We start from the raw sequence: 19,648 nt of genomic DNA, 5'->3' as shown, positions 1-19,648 counted from the left end.
ACCCCGCCGCACATCCAGTGCCCAGCTGTCGTCAGTCCAGGAGCGCGCGCCGCAGGCCATGCCGCGGAGCCCCGCTGGCAGCGGCCGCTGGGGCGCTGCTCGCCCGTGACCCCTTGGGGGAGGAGACCGGCCGGGTGCGGCTGGCCTCAGCCTGCTCCGCCCCGCCCCACGGCAGCAGCACACTGGGACCGCGCGCTCCGAGCAGCAGCAGCGGATCCAGGTAGTCCTCTCCCCGTCGAGCGCCCAGGTGCAGGCACGGGCCCTCCGGGCAGTGCGGACCTCCCGTACCGGCAGGGGCGAGATCCCCGAGCAGATCGCCGACCGCCACCGACTGCCCGGCTCGGACCTTCGCCGTGACGGGCTCGTAGGTGGAGATCAGACCGTCGGCATGCATCACGGAGACCACGCCACGCCCTGCGACGTCACCGGCGAAGCGGACCGTGCCGTCCTCCACTGCTCGCACCGGGGCACCCACACCGCCGTGCACCATGAGGTCCACCCCGCGGTGCCCGGCCGCATAGCGGTGCTCAGGCTGCTCGAAGCCGCGCAGCACCTGATGCGGCGGCGCGATGGGCCACTGCCATCGGCTCGCGGCGGGTTTGGCGGCCACCGGGGACGCCCCGAGCACCATCACCCACAGCACCAGTGCCACCACGGCCAGCAGCGCCGCACCGGGGTCACTGGACCGGCGCCCGACGGTCGGAGCGGGAGGTTCACTCATGCCCCCACCGTGCCGGACCGCCCGAGCCCGCCGACATCCTCCGGCCCTGGCGGTGGATGACCCCCAATGGGGAGGAACCTCACGCGGGGCCGCCTTCGCGGTCGCGGCTGTCCCGGACCGGGCGCGGGTCGGACGAGCAGGACCGCCGGCGTGACGCATCCCGCGCCGGAGAGGGCGGGGGCGTCGGCTAGACTGACGCCAGCATCCGGTCCGTCCGGATGACTTCGCGTGCCCACCAGGGCTCGTCGACCATCGGTCCTCCCGGGCCCGCACCCGTGCGGGAGCAGGTGGCGGTCGGCAACCCGGGCGCCAGGCCCCGAGCCGTCCGGCTGCGGGGGAAGAACCGAGAATGCAGGTCCTGCGCGATGACCGCGGACGCCCCACCCGGGTGCGCCGTGCGAGCCCAGGGCCGAGGAAAAGGACACCATCATGGCAGTCGTCACCATGCGCCAGCTCCTGGAGAGCGGCGTCCACTTCGGGCACCAGACCCGTCGCTGGAACCCCAAGATGCGCCGTCACATCTTCACCGAGCGCAACGGCATCTACATCGTCGACCTGATGCAGACGCTGACCTACATCGACAAGGCCTACGAGTTCGTCAAGCAGACCGTCGCCCACGGCGGCACCGTGCTGTTCGTCGGCACCAAGAAGCAGGCCCAGGAGTCGATCCAGGAGCAGGCCACCCGCGTGGGCATGCCCTACGTGAACCAGCGCTGGCTGGGCGGCATGCTCACCAACCTGCAGACGGTGTCCGCGCGCGTGAACCGCCTCAAGGAGCTCGAGCAGATCGACTTCGACGATGTGGCCTCCTCCGGCCGCACCAAGAAGGAGCTGCTGATGATGCGCCGCGAGAAGGAGAAGCTCGAGCGCACCCTCGGCGGCATCCGCGACATGTCCCGCGCCCCCAGCGCGGTGTGGGTCGTGGACACCAACAAGGAGCACCTCGCCGTCGACGAGGCGCAGAAGCTGAACATCCCCGTCGTCGCGATCCTGGACACCAACTGCGATCCCGACGAGGTCACCTACCCGATCCCCGGCAATGACGACGCGATCCGCTCCGTCACCCTGCTGACCCGGGTGGTCGCCGACGCCGTGGCCGCCGGCCTGCAGGAGCGCCACGCCAAGAGCACCGGCGGCGAGAAGAACGTCTCCGCCGTCGACGCCGAGCCGCTGGCGGAGTGGGAGCGCGAGCTCCTGGCCCAGTCGGAGGTCCAGCAGCAGGATGCCCCGGCCGAGCAGTCCGTCGCCGCTGATTCCGGCGAGTCCGCTGGTTCCGGCGAGCCGACCGAGGCCGCCGAGGACGCCGTCACCGCGCAGGAGGCGGCCGAGACCGAGAAGACCGAGTCCGCTGAGGCCCCCGCGGCCGAGTGATCACGGGGCCCGGGCGGCATCGCTGCCCGGGCCACCCCTCGGGGCTGCACCCGCCCCGACCCCGCAAAGCATCTCCCACAAGGAAGAGGAACATGGCCAACTACACGGCAGCCGACATCAAGGCGATCCGCGAGTCCACCGGCGCGGGCATGCTCGACGTGAAGAAGGCCCTGGACGAGGCGAACGGCGACACCGCCAAGGCGGTCGAGCTGATCCGAGTCAAGGGTCTCAAGGGCATCGCCAAGCGCGAGGGCCGCACCGCGTCCGAGGGCCTGATCGCCGTCGACGTGCGCGACAGCGAGGGCGGCCAGACCGGCACCCTGGTCGAGCTCAACTCCGAGACCGACTTCGTCGCCAAGAACGACAAGTTCGTGGCCCTGGGCGACGAGGCCGTGGCAGCGGCCGTCGAGTCCGGTGCCACTGAGCCCGAGGAGCTCGCCAGCACCCCCTTCGGCGAGGCGCTCACCAACGCCGGCGCCACCATGGGCGAGAAGATCCTGGTGCGCCGCATCGGCCGCGTCACCGGCGAGGTCGTCTCCTCCTACATGCACCGCACCAACAAGGACCTGCCCCCGCAGGTCGGCGTGCTGGTGGCCACCGACAAGGCCGGCGCCGAGGTGGCGCGCGACATCGCCATGCACATCGCCGCCTACTCGCCGCAGTACCTCTCCCGCGAGGACGTCCCCGCCGACGTCGTCGAGAACGAGCGCCGCATCGCCGAGGAGACCGCGAAGAACGAGGGCAAGCCCGAGCAGGCGCTGCCCAAGATCGTCGAGGGACGCCTGAACGGCTTCTTCAAGGAGAACGTGCTGCTGGAGCAGGGCTTCGCGAAGGACCCGAAGCAGACCGTCGGCAAGATCGTCGAGGAGGCCGGCGGCACCGTCACCGGTTTCGTCCGCTTCCGCGTCGGCAACTGATCCCTTCGGCGTCCCGGCGCTCGCGCCCGGGTCGCCACCCGACGGTGGCCGCGCGTGAGCGCGGCCACCTGATCGCGGCCCCGCACCATCGGTGCGGGGCCGCGCCGGTATCATCGCCCAGGACCACGCGCGCGGAAGGACTGCCATGACCCAGACCATCACCTCCCCGATCCCCGTGATGCCGAGGCGGGCCGACGGTCGGCGAGTGCTTCTGAAGCTCTCCGGCGAGGCCTTCGGCGGCGGAGCCGTCGGTGTGGACCCCGATGTCGTCTCCCGCATCGCCGGCGAGATCGCCGAGGGCGTCGCCCAGGGCGTGCAGTGCGCGATCGTGGTGGGTGGCGGCAACTTCTTCCGGGGGGCCGAGCTCTCCCAGCGCGGCATGGACCGTCGGCGCGCCGACTACATGGGCATGCTGGGCACGGTCATGAACTGCCTGGCCCTGCAGGACTTCCTGGAGCAGCGGGGTGTGAGCACCCGGGTGCAGACCGCGATCGAGATGGGGCAGGTCGCCGAGCCGTACATCCCCCTGCGCGCCGTGCGTCACCTCGAGAAGGGCCGTGTGGTGATCTTCGGCGCCGGCGCCGGCATGCCCTACTTCTCCACCGACACAGTGGCCGTGCAGCGCGCCCTGGAGATCGGCTGCGAGGAGGTGCTGATGGCCAAGAACGGCGTGGACGGCGTCTACACCGCCGACCCCCGCACGGACCCTCAGGCCGAGCGCCTCGCGGCCGTCACCTACAGCGAGGCCCTCCAGCGCGGCCTCAAGGTCGTCGACGCCACCGCCTTCAGCCTGTGCATGGACAACAGCCAGCCGATGATGGTGTTCGGGCTCGATGAGCCGGGCAACATCACCCGGGCCCTGCGCGGCGACCGCATCGGCACCGTCGTCACCGGCGGCTGAGTCCCGCCGCCGCCCGCTCCTTGCGGGACAATGGACCCACCACCCCAACGATTCGAGGAGCACACCGTGAGCGACGACATCGCAAGCATCCTGAAGGACGCCGAGAAGAAGATGGCCAAGTCGGTCGAGGTCACCAAGGAGGAGTTCACCACCATCCGCACGGGCCGTGCGAACGCGGCGATGTTCCAGGGGATCAACGTGGAGTACTACGGCGCTCCCACCCCGCTCAACCAGCTGGCCTCCCTGAACTTCCCCGAGGCGCGCACCGTCATCGTCACCCCCTACGACAAGACCGCCATGGCAGCGGTGGAGACCGCCCTGCGCGAGTCCGACCTGGGCGTGAACCCCACCAACAACGGTGACAACCTGCGCATCGTGCTGCCGGCCCTGACCGAGGAGCGCCGCAAGGAGTACGTGAAGCTGGCCCGCACCAAGGCCGAGGACGGCCGCGTCTCCGTTCGCGGCACCCGCGGCAACGCCAAGAAGGCCCTCGAGAAGCTGGTCAAGGACAAGCTGGTGGGCGAGGACGAGGGCGTGCGCTCGGAGAAGGACCTCGACGTCCTCACCAAGAAGTACGTCGAGCAGGTGGATCAGGCCCTGGCGGCCAAGGAGACCGAGCTCGAGACCATCTGACGGCGCTGCCCGTCGTCGTCCTGAGCCGCCCTGTGACCCCCGACTCGCGCCGTGAGGCCGCCTCGAGCACCCTCGAGGCGGTCCCGGCGGCGACGGCGGGCGATCCCGCGGGACCGCTCGGGTCGCCGGCCGGGCTGATCGCGCCCCGGACGGACCCCGAGGTGCCGGCGGTCCACGCCAAGCGGCGCGGCCCGGGCCGCAATCTCCCGGCCGCGATCGCGGTGGGACTGGTCATGGGAGGCATCCTGCTGGGCGCTGTGTTCGCCGTGCCTCGGGCCTTCCCGGTGGTGGTGGCGATCGCACTGTGCCTGGGCATGCTGGAGCTGACCCGCGCCCTGTCCCACGGGGGGCTGAGGGTCCCCGCTGTCCCCCTGTTGGTGGGGGTGATCGGCATGGTGGTCTCCACGGTCTCCTACGGTGTGGGCGGGCTGATCGTCTCCACCGCCGCTGCCGTGTGCGTGCTGATCCTGTGGCGGGTCAGCGAGTCGATGGGCCTGACCGCTCTGCGCGACGTGACCGGTGGCGTGTTCGCGCTGGCCTGGGTGCCGTTCCTGGGCTGCTTCATCCTGCTGCTGTTCGCCCAGGAGGGCGGGCCGTGGCTGGTGCTGCTGGCGGTGCTGGTCCCGGTGGCCAACGACACCGGCGGCTACGTCGCCGGAGTGCTCTTCGGCTCCCACCCGATGGCGCCGAGCATCAGCCCCAAGAAGAGCTGGGAGGGCTTCGCCGGCTCCCTCGTGGCAGGGGCGGCCGCCGCGATCATCATGACGGTGACCGTGCTGGATGAGGCATGGTGGATCGGCGCGATCCTGGGACTGGTGCTGGTGGTCGTCTCCACCGGCGGCGACCTCGCCGAATCCCTGCTCAAGCGCGATCTGCGCATCAAGGACATGGGGCACCTGCTGCCCGGGCACGGCGGCATGCTGGACCGGCTCGACTCGATCCTGCTGGCCGCGCCGACCACCTACATCATGCTGGAGATCCTGCTTCCGTGAACGCTCAGCCCCCGACCTCCTCCACCGCTGCCGACCCCGGTGCGCCCCGCGAGCCCGCCGGACCGCCGCGCACCTCCTCGGCCCGGAACCCCGATCTGTCCCGTGAGGCGATCCCCGGGCAGAAGGTCGCCCTGGCGCCCGGGCAGCTGCAGCTGCGGCCGGCCCGTCGCGGGAAGCCGCCGGCCCACCTGGCCGACCTCACGCTCGAGGAGCGCATCGAGGCCGTGAAGGAGATGGGCCTGCCGGGCTTCCGCGCCAAGCAGCTCTCGGTCCACTACTTCGAGCACTTCACCACCGATCCGGAGCTGATGACGGACCTCCCCCGGGAGCGTCGCGAGGAGCTCGTCGAGCGGTTCTTCCCGACCCTGCTCACCCCGGTCTCCCGCCAGTCCGCAGATCACGGCGCCACCCAGAAGATCCTGTGGCGCCTCTTCGACGGCTCCATGGTGGAGTCGGTGCTGATGCGCTACTCGGACCGCATCACCCTGTGCATCTCCTCCGAAGCGGGATGCGGCATGAACTGCCCCTTCTGCGCCACCGGACAGATGGGCCTGACCCGCAACCTCTCCGCCGCCGAGATCATCGAGCAGGTGCGGATCGCCAACCGCATGCTCGCCGCGGGCGAGATCCCCGGTGGCACCGGCCGCGTCTCCAACATCGTGTTCATGGGAATGGGGGAGCCACTGGCCAACTACCGTCCCGTGGCCACCACCTGCCGTCGCCTCAACGCCCCGGCCCCCGAGGGCTTCGGCATCGGCGCCCGCCACATCACCGTCTCCACGGTGGGACTGGCCCCCGCGGTGCGCAAGCTGATGGCCGAGAGGATCCCCGTGACCCTCGCCGTGTCCCTGCACGCGCCGGACGACGCACTGCGCGACGAACTGGTGCCGATCAACACCCGATACGACGTGGACGACATCCTCTCCGCCGCCCACGAGTACTTCCAGGCCACCGGGCGCCGCGTCAGCATCGAGTACGCGCTGATCCGCGACATCAACGACCAGGCCCACCGTGCCCAGCTGCTGGCCGACAGGCTGATCGCCCACGGCGGTGCCCACTGGGCCCACGTCAACCCCATCCCCCTGAACCCGGTCAAGGGATCGAAGTGGACGGCCTCGGACCCGCTGGTGGAGAAGAAGTTCGTGGAGACCCTGCGGGACAACGGCATCTCCGCCACCATTCGCGACACCCGCGGTTCGGACATCGACGGTGCCTGCGGGCAGCTGGCCGCCGAGGTGATCGAGACCGACGAGCACCGCGCCGATCGCGAGGCCCGGGTGGCTCGGGTCGAGGCCGTCGCATCCCGGCCGGAATGACCCGCCCGCCCTGCACGAACCGCGCCCCCACGCCGCTACAGTGGGACCGCGACCCCGCCGAGGAAGGACCCACTGGTGAGCACATCGTTCGAACGCGTCTCCCGCTTCAGCGTCGGCTACGACACGCACGAGGTGGACGAGTTCCTCGCGCGCGCCCGCACCGCCTACGAGGGCCGCGACGCCGGTTTCTCCGGCAACGACATCTCCTCGGTCAGCTTCGGCACCGAGCGCGGCGGCTACGACATGCGGGTGGTCGACGAGGCCCTGGACCGGCTCTCCGACGCCTTCGCCCTGCAGGCCCGTGACGACGCCATCGCCGAGCGCGGCGAGGAGGCATGGGTGGCGGAGCTGACCCGCCGCGCCGAATCGCTCAAGGAGCGCCTCGAGCGCCCCGCGGGGGAGCGGTTCTCGCCTGCGGCCGAGGGCGAGCCCGCCTACGACAGGACCGACGTCGACGCCCTGTGCGACCAGCTGATCGCCTACTTCACCGAGGGCCACCCGATGAGCGTGGACGACGTGCGCCGTGCCGCCTTCCGCCGCCGGCGAGGGGCCGAGGGCTACCGCGAGGCCGTGGTGGACGTGTACCTCGACCACGTGGCGGACGTGATGGCCTCCGTGCCGTGACCGGCAGCCCTGTCCGGCGCCTGGTGCTGCTGGGCTCGACCGGGTCCATCGGGACCCAGACCCTCGAGGTCCTCCAGCGCTACCGGGACGTGGCCCATCTGCACGGCATCGCCGTGGGAGGAGGCCGCCCCGAGCTCGCCGCGCAGCAGGTGCTCCTGCACCGCCCCGAGCACGTCGCGGTGGCCGATGCCGCCCGCGCCGAGGTCGTCGAGGACGCCATCGCAACGGCCTGCCGTGATGCCGGGGTGCCCGCCCCTGCGATGAAGGCGGGCGAGGAGTCCGTGGTGGAGCTGGCAGGCTCCCTGGGGCCCGGTGACGTGGTGCTGAACGCCGTCACCGGCTCCATCGGACTGCTGCCCACGCTGGCGGCGCTGGACTCCGGTGCCCGCCTCGCGCTGGCGAACAAGGAGTCCCTGGTGGTCGGCGGGGCCCTGGTGACCGCGCGCGCAGCCGAAGGGCAGATCCTGCCGGTGGACTCCGAGCACACCGCGATCGCTCAGGCCCTGGCCGGGGTGCGATCGGACCAGGTGGACCGGTTGGTGGTCACCGCCTCCGGCGGCCCGTTCCGCGGCCACAGCCGCGAGCAGCTCGCCCGGGTCACCCCCGAGCAGGCCCTGGCCCACCCCACCTGGGCGATGGGCCCGGTGATCACCACCAACTCGGCGACCCTGGTGAACAAGGCCCTCGAGGTGATCGAGGCGTGCTTCCTGTTCGACCTGCCCGAGGACCGCGTGGACGTGGTGATCCACCCGCAGTCGATCGTGCACTCCATGGCCACCCTGGTGGACGGCTCCACGATCGCCCAGGCCAGCCCCCCGGACATGCGCCACGCGATCGGCTGGGCGCTCGCCCACCCCGAGAAGCTGCCGCGCCTGGCCCAGCCGCTGGACTTCACCACCGCCCAGTCCTGGACCTTCGAGCCCGTCGACGAGCAGACCTTCCCCGCGATCCAAGTGGCGCGCGGAGCCCACCGCGAGGGAGGGGGCGCGATGGCCGTCCTCAACGCCACCAACGAGGAGGCCGTGACCGCCTTCTTCGAAGGCGAGCTCTCCTTCCTCGGCATCGTGGAGACCATTCAGGCGGTGCTGGCCGATCCGGCGCGCCCCCGCGTCGAGCCGGCCGACGGGGTCCCGGCGCTGCTGGACCTTGAGCGGTGGGCCCGTACCGCCGCCCGCACCGCGATCGCTGCTCGCGCCGCGGAGTCCCGCCCATGACGGTGGCCCTGTCCCTGCTGGGTGTGGTGATCATCGGCCTGGGCCTGGCCGCCTCGATCGCCCTGCACGAGATCGGGCACCTGGTGCCCGCCAAGGCCTTCGGCGTGCGCGTGACCCAGTACATGATCGGCTTCGGGCCCACGGTCTGGTCCCGTCGTCGTGGCGAGACCGAGTACGGGATCAAGGCGATCCCCCTGGGCGGCTACATCCGCATGATCGGCATGTACCCGCCGCACCGCGGGGACGCCCCCGGCACCGTGCGCGAGGACTCCACCGGCTTCGTCCAGCAGATGGCGCAGGATGCCAAGGAGTACGAGGCCGCCCAGTACGACCCGGCCGAGGTGCACCGCACCTTCGTGTCCCTCTCCGTGCCCCGCAAGATCGTCGTGATGCTGGGCGGGCCGGCGATGAACCTGCTGCTGTCGGTCCTGCTGATCGGGGTGCTGGCCTGCGGCATCGGCCTGCCCGCGGTGACCCCCGCGGTGCAGGCGGTCTCGGAGTGCGTGCTGCCGGCCGACGCCCCTGAAGGCACCTCCTGCGAGGGCCGCCCCGCAGCGCCCGCACTCGCCGCCGGGATCCGGCCCGGTGACACCCTGATCGAGATCGACGGCCACCAGATCCGCCGCTGGGAGGATGTCACCGCGGCAGTGCGCGCCGCGGGCGATCGCACCGTGCCCGTGGTCGTGGAGCGGGACGGCGAGGAGCTCACTCTCCAGGCCACGCCCATCGTCGATGCCCGCCCGGTGCTGGACGAGAACGGTGCGGTGGTGCGCGATGACAGCGGTGCGATGCTCACCGAGCAGGTGGGCTTCCTCGGTGTCTCCGGCACCCCGGACCTGGTGCGGCAGTCCCCGGCGGCGGTGCCGGAGCTGGCCTGGTCCACCCTCTCCCAGACCGCCCGACTGGTGATCGCCCTGCCGGCTCGTCTGGTGGACGTCGCCAAGGCCGCGTTCGGCCCGGCGGAGCGAGACCCCAACGGCCCCATCGGCGTGGTGGGGGTGACCCGTCTGGCCGGGGAGGTGGCCGCCGCGGACCAGCCGGGATTCGAGCTGCGGGAGAAGACCGGCACCATGATCTCCATGCTGGCCTCGCTGAACATGGCCCTGTTCGTGTTCAACCTGCTGCCACTGCTGCCCCTGGACGGCGGGCACGTGGCCGGCGCCCTGGTGGAGGGGGTGCGACGCTGGATCGCGCGGCTGCGCGGCAGGCCCGATCCCGGGCCGGTGGACATCTCCCGCATGCTGCCGCTGACCAATGCCGTGGCGATCGTGCTCCTGGTGATGACGGTGCTGCTGCTGTACGCGGACATCGTCAAGCCCATCCGCCTGTTCCCCTAGGCGCGTGCCTGCCCCGCAGCTGGGCCCGCCACCGCGGTGCTGGACCTGCCTCTGCGCTGCGGCCTGCCGCTGTGCAGGTGCGGTGGAGGTGTCGAAGCTCGCCACCCGCACCCAGGTGCCCGCGGTCATAATGGGACGGTGACTTCAGTGAGCCTCGGCATCCCGTCCGTCAAGCAGCCGCCGCCCGTCCTCGCGCCGCGTCGGCAGACCCGCAAGGTGCGCCTCGGCGACATCGCCGTGGGCGGCGACGCACCGATCACCGTGCAGTCGATGACCACCACCCCCACGCACGACATCAACGCGACCCTGCAGCAGATCGCGGAGCTCACCGCTGCAGGCTGCGACATCGTGCGCGTGGCCTGCCCGCGCCAGGAGGATGCCGACGCCCTCAAGGCGATCGCCGCGAAGTCCCCCATCCCGGTGATCGCCGACATCCACTTCCAGCCCAAGTACGTGTTCGCCGCGATCGAGGCGGGCTGTGCGGGCGTGCGGGTGAACCCCGGCAACATCCGCCGTTTCGACGACCAGGTGGGGGACATCGCCCAGGCCGCGAAGGACCACGGCACCGCCCTGCGGATCGGCGTGAACGCCGGCTCCATCGACCAGCGCATGATGAAGGGCGACCGTGTCACCCCGGAGGCCCTGGTGGCCTCCGCCGTGTGGGAGGCCGGCCTGTTCGAGGAGCACGACTTCCACGAGTTCGGCATCTCCGTGAAGCACAACGACCCAGTGATCATGGTGGAGGCCTACCGCCAGCTCTCCGAGAAGGGCGACTGGCCCCTGCACCTCGGCGTCACCGAGGCCGGCCCCGCCTTCCAGGGCACCATCAAGTCCTCCGTCGCCTTCGGCATCCTGCTGAGCGAGGGCATCGGTGACACCATCCGCGTGTCCCTCTCCGCCCCTCCCGTGGAGGAGGTCAAGGTCGGGAACCAGATCCTGCAGTCGCTCAACCTCAAGCCGCGCAAGCTGGACATCGTCTCCTGCCCCTCCTGCGGTCGCGCCCAGGTGGACGTGTACACCCTCGCCGACAAGGTCACCGAGGGGCTCAAGCACCTCGAGGTCCCGCTGCGTGTGGCCGTCATGGGCTGCGTGGTCAACGGCCCCGGGGAGGCCCGTGAGGCCGATCTGGGCGTCGCCTCCGGCAACGGCAAGGGGCAGATCTTCGTCAAGGGCGAGGTCATCAAGACGGTGCCCGAGGCCGAGATCGTGGAGACCCTGCTGGCCGAGGCCAACCGCATCGCGGCCGAGATGGAGTCCGCCGAGGCGGGCGGGGCCCCGTCGGTCTCGGTGGGCTGATCCAGGTCATGTTCCGGCGCGGTGCGCGCGTGCGGCCCCTGCGCCCGTCCGCTTGGAACCCCTCCCTCGCCCTCGCCCGGCGCGACCGCGTGGTCAACGCCCTGGGCGGCGCACGCCTGGTGGAGCTCGCCCGTGCCGGAGCACTGGGGCGGGAGTTCCAGATCGCCGGGGAGGACCATGATCCCGAGGGCATCCTGTGGGACGGCGTGAACCTGTCCCCGATGAGCGCCTCGGAGGAGGCGATCGACCTCTTCGGCCGCTACGTCGTCGCCCGCCCGCGCCGCGCCAGCTCCGTGGTGGGCCCGCGGGCGGCCGTCGAGCAGCTGTGGCCCCACCTGGAGCCGCTGTGGGGAGCGGAGGTGCGCGAGCACCGCTGGAGTCAGCCCCTGCTGATGGCCAGGGGAGAGGCGGGCGCGCCGACGGGCGCAGGTCTCCGTGCAGCGGTCCCGTCCCAGATCGACCGCGTGTTCCCCGCCTCCGTGGCCATGTTCCGCGAGGAGGTGGGGGCGGACCCGCTGCGCGGTGACGGCGGCCGCGGCTACCGCGCGCGGGTCACCGAGCTGCTCCACCAGCAGCGCACCTACGTGGTCCTCGAGGGCACCGAGGTCGTGTTCAAAGCCGATGTGGGGGCGCTGTTCGAGGACGTCGCGCAGATCCACGGGGTGTGGGTGAAGCCCTCGCACCGCTCCCGGGGCCTGGGCCGCGCCGCCATGGCGGAACTGGTCCCGCTGGTGCGCCGCGACCACGCGCCCCACGTGTCCCTGTACGTCAACGACTACAACGAGCCCGCCCGGCGTGCCTACGCCGCCGCTGGCTTCGAGCAGGTGGCAGAGCTCTCCACGATCCTGTTCTGATCTTCTCGGTTCTGGTCTGCTCTGTTCTGTTCTGGTCTGGGCCGATCGGTGGTGGTCCGCGGTGCTCTCCCGCAGCGCCGCTCGGTCATCCCAGTTGGCACGGTTCTGCTCGATCCAGCTCTCACGTCCGTCCATGCCGCCCACCGTACTGATGATCCTCGGCGTCCCTACACTGCATCCATGACGTCCTCGCGCCGCGACTCCGCCCCCCCACCGGCGAGGGTGCCCCCGCCTGCCTGTACCTGCTGGTGGGCCCGCCGGCTGTCGGCAAGCTGACCATCGCTCGCGAGCTCGCCTCCCGCTGCGGCGCGATCGTGGTGGACAACCACCTCGTCAACAATGCCGTGTTCGTGCCCCTCGGGCTGAACCGCGGCGAGGAGGTGTCCCTCGCGGACACCGATGCCCTCCGCGCCCGGGTGCTCGACGTGGTGCTCGAGGCCACCGAGGCGGCCCCGGCCCGTTTCAGCCACGTCTTCACGATCTGGCTGCCGGAGGGACCGGGCAACGCCGCCTACGTCGAGCGGCTGCGCGATCTCGCCCATCGCCGCGGGGCACGGTTCGTCCCGGTCTGGCTCACGGCCGATGCGGGCGCTCTGCTCTCACGGGTGGACGCCCCGGAGCGCGCCCAGCGCAGCAAGCTCACCGATGCCGCCGTCCTTCAGGACCTGCTCGAGGTCCCCCTGCTGGCGGCGCCCGAGGATGGCCTCACGATCGACACCACGAAGATCGCACCCGCGCAGGCGGTGACGCAGATCCTCGAGTCACTGCGCTGAACGGCCCGACCGGGCGGTGCCGCCGGGAGGTCGATGCCCGTCACCTGGGAGGTGCTGCGGCCCCGGTCAGAGCGCGTCGATCGCGAGCAGCACGTTCGCTGCCGTCCACGCCAGCGGAGCCACCTCCGCGGGTCGGCCGTCGAACAGCACCTTCTCGGGCAGCGACCCCACCTGGGTGCGATGGCCCGCCAGCCAGCGGAGCACCTCGTGAGCATCGGCGTGATCGCCGGCTCGTGCCAGTGCGAGACCCAGCAGGCTGGTGGACGGTGTCCAGCTGACCCCGTCCTGCCGCCAGGACTCACCGGGGGCGATGCCTCCTCCGGGACGCGAGAGCCGTGAGCGCAGGGACCGCAGCTGCCGGGCGGGCACGACGCCCGGCATGCCGGAGGCGTCGAACAGTGCCAGCGCCGAGTCCTCGCCCCCGCCGGTGCGGTACCGCTGGTACCCGGCCGCGCCGAAGCTGCCGTGCAGGAGCGCCTCGAAGCTCTCGGCCGCGCGGGAGACGGGGGACTCCGCGGTGAGCGCGGCCGCCGCACGCAGGCCCCGCAGCGTCGCCGCCATGGTCCACAGGGTGACGTGCTTCTCCCGCACCTCCCAGTAGTCGGGGGTGGCGGGCGGCAGGGCGGTCCCGGCCTCGGTCAGCTCCACCAGCAGGGAGGTGGAGCGATCGACGAGGTCCGACAGGGACCCGGCCAGGTCGACGCGGTCCCTCGGCCCCACGGCCTCCAGCACCTCCTCCACCGCCCAGAGCAGCAGTCCCGTCCCGTCGAGCTGGCGGGGCCGGGAGTCCGGCCGGGCTCCCGTGGACGGCTCGTACCGTGCCTCGAACCATCCGTCGCGCGCCTGCAGGGACTGCAGGTGCAGCAGGATCTGGGCGGCCCGTTCCGCATGCCCCACCCGTGCCAGGGCGACCGCGCAGAAGGCGGCGTCCCGCGGCCAGACGTACCGCCAGGAGGGACTCCATGCCGCGACCGGGGCCGGCATTCCCTCCGAGAGCACCCACAGGTCCTGCAGGGCGGAACGGGCGAGGTCGCGCAGGTCCTCGGGCACAGCGGTCAGCCATGGCCGTGCGGCCTTCGTGAACGCATCGGAGGCGAGGACGATCGGGTGGGTGGCGCCCAGTCCGCGCACCAGGCGGGTGCCCGGCTGCAGTGCGGAGACGGGCATCCCGCTCGCGCCACGGGCCACCGGCGTGCCCGGCATCGCCCCGGCCCCGGGTGCCGCGGCTGATCCTCGCGCCCCCACCAGCACCCGTTCACCGGCGCCGTCGAAGGCCACGGTCTGGGACCACAGGGAGATCACAGTGCGGGAATCAGTGCCCGGGCGCGAGACCGCCGCGACACCACCGGTGCCCAGCACGCCCATCGCCCCCAGCAGTCCCGCGCCGCGCAGAAGCCGACGCCGGTCAGGGAGAGTGCGACCGGCGCCGCCGTTGGCCGGGGCGCTGGAACGGCCGAGCGGGCCGTGGCGAAGAGCGTCGGGGCTCAGAGCATCCTCCGTTGCGGGTGCGATGCGTGAATCGGTGCCTGCGCCCATGGTCGCATGAGACGGACGGATCCGTGCGGCGGCGCGGCTAGCATGGACCCGGCTCCGTCCGCCGCACCGAAAGGCCTGCCCCATGATCCGTCTGTCCTCCTCGTTCATCCGCACCCTGCGCGAGGACCCGGCGGATGCCGAGGTCGCCAGCCACCGCCTGCTGGTGCGCGCCGGCTACATCCGCCGCAGCGCCCCGGGCGTGTACACCTGGCTGCCGCTGGGACTGAAGGTGATGCGCAAGGTGGAGCAGATCGTGCGGGAGGAGCAGGACGCCATCGGCGGTCAGGAGCTGCTGTTCTCCGCCCTGCAGCCCCGCGAGCCCTACCAGGCCACCGGCCGCTGGGACGAGTACGGTCCCACCCTGTTCCGGCTGCAGGACCGCAAGCAGGCCGACTACCTGCTGGCCCCCACGCACGAGGAGATGTTCACCCTCGCGGTGAAGGACCTGTTCTCCTCGTACAAGGACCTGCCCTCGATGCTGTACCAGATCCAGACCAAGTTCCGCGACGAGGCTCGCCCCCGTGCGGGCCTGCTGCGGGTGCGCGAGTTCATCATGAAGGACGCCTACTCCTTCGACATCGACGATGTCGGCCTGGACGTCTCCTACGAGAAGCAGCGCGGCGCCTATCAGCGCACCTTCGACCGCCTGGGGCTGCCCACCGTGATCTGCCAGGCCGATGCCGGCGCCATGGGAGGATCCCGTTCCGAGGAGTTCCTGCATCCCACCCCGATCGGGGAGGACACCTTCGTGGTCTCCGACGGCGGCTACGCGGCCAACGTCGAGGCCGTCACCACGCTGCCCCCGCAGGCCCTCACGGAGGAGCAGATCGCGGCTCTACCCGCGATGCACGTCGAGGACACCCCCGGTGCCAGCACCATCGCGGCGCTCACCGACTTCTCCAACCAGGCGTTCCCCGGCCGGGGACCGATCGCGGAGTCGGGGGAGTGGACCCGCTACGAGATGCTCAAGCACCTGGTGTACCTGCTCACCCATCCCGACGGCTCCACCGAGCCGCTGGTGATCGCGATCCCGGGCGACCGTGAGGTGGACGAGAAGCGCTTGGAGGCTGCCCTGGCCCCGGCGGTGGCCGCGCCCTTCACCGACGAGGACTTCGCCGCGCACCCGGTGCTGAAGAAGGGCTTCATCGGCCCCGAGGGTCTGGGCCTGGAGGGTGCCAGCGGTATCCGCTACCTGGTGGACCCCCGCGTGGTGCCCGGCAGCGCATGGGTGGCCGGTGCCGGTGAGAAGGACAAGCACGTCTACGACCTGGTGTACGGCCGCGACTTCACCGCCGACGGCACCATCGAGGCCGCCGAGGTGCGCGACGGGGACCCCGCCCCCGACGGCTCGGGCCCCCTGCGCCTGACCCGAGGCATGGAGATGGGCCACATCTTCCAGCTGGGCCGCAAGTACGCGGAGGCGCTGGACCTGAAGGTGCTCGACGAGAACGGCAAGGCCCAGGTGGTCACCATGGGCTCCTACGGGATCGGCGTGACCCGCGCCGTGGCCGCCATCGCGGAGCTCTACCACGATGACAAGGGCCTCGCCTGGCCGCGCGAGGTCGCCCCGGTGGATGTCCATCTGGTCGCCACCGGCAAGGACCAGGCGGCGTTCGAGGAGGCCGAGCGCATCGCGACCCAGCTCGAGGACCGCGGCCTCACCGTGATCTACGACGATCGCCCCAGGGTCTCTCCCGGGGTGAAGTTCAAGGATGCCGAACTGCTGGGCATGCCCACCATCGTGGTGGTCGGCAAGGGCCTGGCTCAGGGCGTGGTGGAGGTGCGGGATCGTGCCTCCGGGGAGATCCGCGAGGTCTCCCCGCTGGACGTGGTCCAGGCCGTGGTGGAGCAGGCACGTCCCGCCTGAGCCCTCGGGCACGGACGGGCCCCGCTCTCGGGGCCCGTCCTCACTCCTCGGCAGCCCCCTCCGGGGCCATGGACGGCAGCGGCTCCAGCCTGCCCACCAGGGACGCGAGCACACCCGCCTCCGCCATCGCCGCCTCGATCGAGACGGCGCGCCGCTCGAACGGCGCTGCGCCCACCAGCGAGACGTGCCCCACCAGCAGAGCCTCCGAGAGGAGACTCGGCAACTGTGCTGCGCTGCGGCCGGAGAGCGTGCCGCCCGGCAGCGGGTACACCGCCTGCCGCTCCACCGGCGGGGCCCCATCCTCCGTCGCGATGGTCAGCAGCGCATCGGCCCGGGCGCGATGCTCCTCCACCGCTGTCAGGTGGTCCTCGCGCGCGGTCCCCTCGGCGCTCGCCGCGAGCACCTCGTGGACGTAGGCGGTGTACCACTCCTGCTCCTGGGCCGCCTCGATGTACTGGTGGTAGTCGCTCTCGGCACCGATCGAGGGCGGATCCTGCTGCGGGACCGCACGCGTGGGCGCGATGTCCTCCGCCGCCCGCGGCCCGGGGACCTCGCCCTGCCCGCTGGTCCGGTGCAGTCGCGCCGCCGCCCACGTGGTGTGGGCGCCGAGTGCGCACACGGGGCGGGCCAGGGATCCGGAGACCTGACGAGCCGCGTCCACGCACAGCTCCCTCAGCTCCACCAGCAGTGCGATCAGACCCGCCAGGTCGGTGGCCGTGGCGGTGGGAGCGGGCGCTGTAGTGGCGTGGGGATCCGGGTCCTCCGCCTGCTCCGACTCCCGCTCGGCCTGTGCGCCGGTCAGCAGCGCCTCGCGCTGCACCGGCAGTGCGCGGGACAGCGCCGCCAGGGCATCGGTGACCCCGACGTCCGGGGGCACCGGGGCCGGCTCGCCACCTCCGTCGCTCGCGCCGGTCCCGGCCCCGGCCCGATCCCGCAGCGCCTCCGTCGAGGCGACCGTGCGGTCCAGCAGCGCGAGCAGGTCGACCCGGTACAGGTCATCGATGCCGGGCGGGGGAGGCGTGTACTCGGCTGGGCCTCCCACGCGCACGGGACCGCAGGCCGTGATCCCCAGGACGCTCCCTGCTGCCAGCGCGAACACCGTGCGCCGACTCATCGCTGGAAAGGGGCGAGAGGCGGCGGAGGCAGGACGGGACGTGTTGGGCACCAGCTGATTCTCGCATCGAGCCCGCCAGTCACGCCTGAGGGCCGCAGCACAGGGGCCGCGAGGGAGCGGAACCCGGCCCGGCGCACTATCCTGGATCGTGCCCACCCCGGCCACCGGCGGTGGGGACTGACAATCGAGCCGCGGCCGTGGTGTGCGTGGAGGAGGGGGATCGAGCGATGAGCACGTCCGAGGAGCACTCCGCACTGCGGCAGGCCGCCACCGAGGTCCTGGAGCGCTTCGATCTCGTGCTGGAGGACCTGGTGGTACGGCCCCGCAGCGGCACCACCCAGGTGCGCCTGGTGGTGGACCTGCCCGAGGACCGCACCGGCAGCGCCGATCTCGACACCGTGGCCGAGGCCTCCAGCGCCCTCAGCGAGCTGATCGACGCCGACGGCTCCCTGATCGGATCAGGACCGTCCGTGCTCGAGGTCACCACCCCCGGCGTGGACCGGGCCCTCACCACCGCACGTCACTTCCGCCGCGCCCGCGGCAGGCTGGTCCTGCTGCGCACCGCCGACGGCACGGAGCATCGAGCCCGGGTGCTCGCCGTGCGGGAGCAGAGCTCCGCTTCCGCGCCGAGCTCCGGCACCGCTGAGGGCGAGCCCGTGATCGTGCTGCGTCCCGAGCCCGGCACCGACGACCGTGGCCGCCCGCGCCGGCTGCCCGCGGGCACGCCCGCACAGCTGCTGATCCCCCTGGCCGAGGTGGCCTCCGCCCGGGTGCAGATCGAGTTCGACCCACCGGCGGACCTCGACCAGCTGATCGCGGAGGCCGACACGATCACCACCGGCTCGGAGGGCGTCGACGAGGTCGACGTCGATCCGGCCGCCGCACCGAAGGAGAGCTGAGATGGACATCGACATGGGCGCCCTGCGCGCGCTCGAACGTGAGAGGGACATCCGCCTGCCCGTCCTGCTGGACGCGATCCGCCAGGCGCTGCACGCCGCCTACATGCACACCGACCACCCGGTGCGCACCTCCGAGGTGGTCATCGACGAGAAGACCGGCCAGGTCTCGGTGATCGCCCGGGAGTTCGCCGAGGACGGCACCGTGGTCGAGGAATGGGACGACACCCCGGAGAACTTCGGTCGCGTCGCCGCCTCGACCGCCCGCCAGGTGATCTTCCAGCGCATCCGCGACCTCGAGGACGAAGCGGTGCTGGGGGAGTTCGCCGATCGCACCGAGGACATTGTCTCCGGAATCATCCAGCAGGGCCGGGACCCGCGCATGGTGATGGTGGACCTGGGCGACGTCGAAGCGGTCCTGCCCCCGCACGAGCGGGTGCCCGGTGAGGAGTACCCCCATGGCAGGCGGCTGCGCGCGTACGTGATCGAGGCGCGCCGCGGCCCGAAGGGTCCGCAGATCACGCTGTCCCGCTCCCACCCCAACCTGGTGCGGCGCCTGTTCGCCCTGGAGGTGCCCGAGGTCGCCGACGGCACCGTCGAGATCGCGGGCCTGGCCCGGGAGGCCGGCCACCGCACCAAGATGGCGGTGCACGCCGCGGTCCCGGGCGTCAACGCCAAGGGCGCCTGCATCGGACCCATGGGCGCCCGGGTGCGCGCGGTGATGAACGAGCTGGGCGGCGAGAAGATCGACATCGTCGACTTCGACGAGGATCCGGTTGCCTATGTGGCCAACGCCCTCTCGCCCGCCCGTGTGACCTCCGTGACCGTGGTGGACGAGGTGGGCAGGGAGGTACGTGCCCTGGTGCCGGAGAACCAGTTCTCCCTCGCCATCGGCAAGGACGGCCAGAACGCCCGCCTCGCCGCGAAGCTCACCGGTTGGAAGATCGACATCGGCCCCGACTCCTCGGGCGCGGCCTGATCCCGGACGCTCGCGCCTGCCCGTGTGGGACGGGGCGCACCCGCCGGGCACCGCCGACTGTGTCCCACACCTCCCCGGTGAGGTCGCGCCGGAGCCCTTCCGCTACACTGGAGAGGCTGTTCAGCCGGTGGTGGCACAGCGGGGGTCCGTCCCGGGTCGCCGTGATGGCATCGCCGGTCGTGCTCGCCGAGGTCAGGGACGATCGGCACTCGTACGGGAGCAGCGAGTACGCCAGTGATGTCATCGAGATCCACGAGCGTGCTCACACCCAGGAACGGCTGAGAGTCCTCGGTGTCCACGACGTCGC

18 protein-coding genes are annotated in these 19,648 nt (G+C 71.8%); 15 read left to right on the top strand and 3 right to left on the bottom strand.

What is annotated here, in order from left to right; all coding sequences use genetic code 11:
* Positions 1-31: 31 nt before the first annotated feature.
* Positions 32-721 carry a murein hydrolase activator EnvC family protein gene (locus IOE58_RS05420; RefSeq protein WP_228019051.1) on the bottom strand — a complete coding sequence of 230 codons (690 nt, stop codon included), beginning with the start codon at positions 719-721 and terminating at the stop codon, positions 32-34.
* A 429-nt stretch (positions 722-1,150) separates the two neighbouring features.
* Here IOE58_RS05420 and rpsB point away from each other — a divergent pair, with 429 nt between their 5' ends.
* The 12 genes from rpsB (at position 1,151) to IOE58_RS05360 (ending at position 12,949) form a co-directional block, all read left to right on the top strand.
* On the top strand, positions 1,151-2,092 hold the full coding sequence (gene rpsB / locus IOE58_RS05415; RefSeq protein WP_193865403.1) for a 30S ribosomal protein S2: 942 nt from the start codon (positions 1,151-1,153) through the stop codon (positions 2,090-2,092).
* 92 nt (positions 2,093-2,184) lie between these two features.
* Complete coding sequence (gene tsf / locus IOE58_RS05410) at positions 2,185-3,009, top strand: translation elongation factor Ts (protein ID WP_193865402.1); 825 nt, start codon at positions 2,185-2,187, stop codon at positions 3,007-3,009.
* A 145-nt stretch (positions 3,010-3,154) separates the two neighbouring features.
* Positions 3,155-3,910, top strand: coding sequence for a UMP kinase (pyrH, locus tag IOE58_RS05405; RefSeq protein WP_193865401.1), 756 nt, complete (start codon positions 3,155-3,157; stop codon positions 3,908-3,910).
* Positions 3,911-3,976: 66 nt separating this feature from the next.
* Entirely contained in the window at positions 3,977-4,543 is a 567-nt protein-coding gene (gene frr / locus IOE58_RS05400) for a ribosome recycling factor (protein ID WP_193865400.1), read from the top strand.
* Positions 4,544-4,575: 32 nt separating this feature from the next.
* Positions 4,576-5,535, top strand: coding sequence for a phosphatidate cytidylyltransferase (locus IOE58_RS05395; protein WP_193865399.1), 960 nt, complete (start codon positions 4,576-4,578; stop codon positions 5,533-5,535).
* Complete coding sequence (gene rlmN / locus IOE58_RS05390) at positions 5,532-6,851, top strand: dual-specificity RNA methyltransferase RlmN (protein ID WP_431831693.1); 1,320 nt, start codon at positions 5,532-5,534, stop codon at positions 6,849-6,851. The genes IOE58_RS05395 and rlmN overlap by 4 nt, the downstream gene beginning before the upstream one ends.
* 75 nt (positions 6,852-6,926) lie before the next feature.
* Complete coding sequence (locus tag IOE58_RS05385) at positions 6,927-7,475, top strand: DivIVA domain-containing protein (RefSeq protein ID WP_193865398.1); 549 nt, start codon at positions 6,927-6,929, stop codon at positions 7,473-7,475.
* Positions 7,472-8,689: a 1-deoxy-D-xylulose-5-phosphate reductoisomerase gene (gene dxr / locus IOE58_RS05380; protein ID WP_193865397.1), complete on the top strand. Its 1,218-nt coding sequence runs from the start codon at positions 7,472-7,474 to the stop codon at positions 8,687-8,689. The genes IOE58_RS05385 and dxr overlap by 4 nt, the downstream gene beginning before the upstream one ends.
* Positions 8,686-10,026 carry a M50 family metallopeptidase gene (locus IOE58_RS05375; RefSeq protein ID WP_193865396.1) on the top strand — a complete coding sequence of 447 codons (1,341 nt, stop codon included), beginning with the start codon at positions 8,686-8,688 and terminating at the stop codon, positions 10,024-10,026. The genes dxr and IOE58_RS05375 overlap by 4 nt, the downstream gene beginning before the upstream one ends.
* Before the next feature lie 138 nt (positions 10,027-10,164).
* Positions 10,165-11,322: a flavodoxin-dependent (E)-4-hydroxy-3-methylbut-2-enyl-diphosphate synthase gene (ispG, locus tag IOE58_RS05370; protein WP_193865395.1), complete on the top strand. Its 1,158-nt coding sequence runs from the start codon at positions 10,165-10,167 to the stop codon at positions 11,320-11,322.
* Between the two features lie 29 nt (positions 11,323-11,351).
* Positions 11,352-12,176, top strand: coding sequence for a GNAT family N-acetyltransferase (locus IOE58_RS05365; protein WP_348981883.1), 825 nt, complete (start codon positions 11,352-11,354; stop codon positions 12,174-12,176).
* A 248-nt stretch (positions 12,177-12,424) separates the two neighbouring features.
* Complete coding sequence (locus IOE58_RS05360) at positions 12,425-12,949, top strand: AAA family ATPase (protein ID WP_193865393.1); 525 nt, start codon at positions 12,425-12,427, stop codon at positions 12,947-12,949.
* Positions 12,950-13,015: 66 nt separating this feature from the next.
* On the opposite strand, the gene IOE58_RS05355 is transcribed toward IOE58_RS05360, so the two are convergent.
* On the bottom strand, positions 13,016-14,485 hold the full coding sequence (locus tag IOE58_RS05355) for a glycoside hydrolase family 15 protein (protein ID WP_193865392.1): 1,470 nt from the start codon (positions 14,483-14,485) through the stop codon (positions 13,016-13,018).
* Between the two features lie 82 nt (positions 14,486-14,567).
* Between IOE58_RS05355 and IOE58_RS05350 the strand changes: the two genes are divergently transcribed.
* The gene (locus IOE58_RS05350) at positions 14,568-16,352 is read left to right on the top strand and encodes a proline--tRNA ligase (RefSeq protein WP_193865391.1); all 1,785 of its coding nucleotides are present in this window, start codon (positions 14,568-14,570) and stop codon (positions 16,350-16,352) included.
* Between the two features lie 40 nt (positions 16,353-16,392).
* On the opposite strand, the gene IOE58_RS05345 is transcribed toward IOE58_RS05350, so the two are convergent.
* Positions 16,393-17,517 (bottom strand): DUF4439 domain-containing protein, encoded by a 1,125-nt coding sequence (locus IOE58_RS05345; protein ID WP_348981882.1) that lies wholly within the window; start codon positions 17,515-17,517, stop codon positions 16,393-16,395.
* 176 nt (positions 17,518-17,693) lie between these two features.
* Here IOE58_RS05345 and rimP point away from each other — a divergent pair, with 176 nt between their 5' ends.
* Both rimP and nusA read left to right on the top strand, forming a co-directional pair.
* Complete coding sequence (gene rimP, locus IOE58_RS05340; protein WP_193865390.1) at positions 17,694-18,365, top strand: ribosome maturation factor RimP; 672 nt, start codon at positions 17,694-17,696, stop codon at positions 18,363-18,365.
* Between the two features lies 1 nt (position 18,366).
* Positions 18,367-19,341 carry a transcription termination factor NusA gene (gene nusA / locus IOE58_RS05335; RefSeq protein ID WP_193865389.1) on the top strand — a complete coding sequence of 325 codons (975 nt, stop codon included), beginning with the start codon at positions 18,367-18,369 and terminating at the stop codon, positions 19,339-19,341.
* Positions 19,342-19,648: the final 307 nt, after the last annotated feature.

The sequence above is a fragment of the Brachybacterium epidermidis genome, assembly GCF_015209585.1.
GTDB classification, from domain to species: Bacteria; Actinomycetota; Actinomycetes; order Actinomycetales; family Dermabacteraceae; genus Brachybacterium; species Brachybacterium epidermidis.
This window is presented reverse-complemented; position numbering and strand designations above follow the sequence as displayed.

Excerpts from the sequence above, each read along its gene's own strand:
- IOE58_RS05355 (WP_193865392.1), bottom strand. The coding sequence starts at position 14,485 with ATGGGCGCAGGCACCGATTCACGCATCGCACCCGCAACGGAGGATGCT.
- IOE58_RS05350 (WP_193865391.1), top strand. The coding sequence starts at position 14,568 with ATGATCCGTCTGTCCTCCTCGTTCATCCGCACCCTGCGCGAGGACCCG.
- rimP (WP_193865390.1), top strand. The coding sequence starts at position 17,694 with ATGAGCACGTCCGAGGAGCACTCCGCACTGCGGCAGGCCGCCACCGAG.
- nusA (WP_193865389.1), top strand. The coding sequence starts at position 18,367 with ATGGACATCGACATGGGCGCCCTGCGCGCGCTCGAACGTGAGAGGGAC.
- pyrH (WP_193865401.1), top strand. The coding sequence starts at position 3,155 with ATGACCCAGACCATCACCTCCCCGATCCCCGTGATGCCGAGGCGGGCC.
- IOE58_RS05375 (WP_193865396.1), top strand. The coding sequence starts at position 8,686 with ATGACGGTGGCCCTGTCCCTGCTGGGTGTGGTGATCATCGGCCTGGGC.
- tsf (WP_193865402.1), top strand. The coding sequence starts at position 2,185 with ATGGCCAACTACACGGCAGCCGACATCAAGGCGATCCGCGAGTCCACC.
- rpsB (WP_193865403.1), top strand. The coding sequence starts at position 1,151 with ATGGCAGTCGTCACCATGCGCCAGCTCCTGGAGAGCGGCGTCCACTTC.
- IOE58_RS05420 (WP_228019051.1), bottom strand. The coding sequence starts at position 721 with ATGAGTGAACCTCCCGCTCCGACCGTCGGGCGCCGGTCCAGTGACCCC.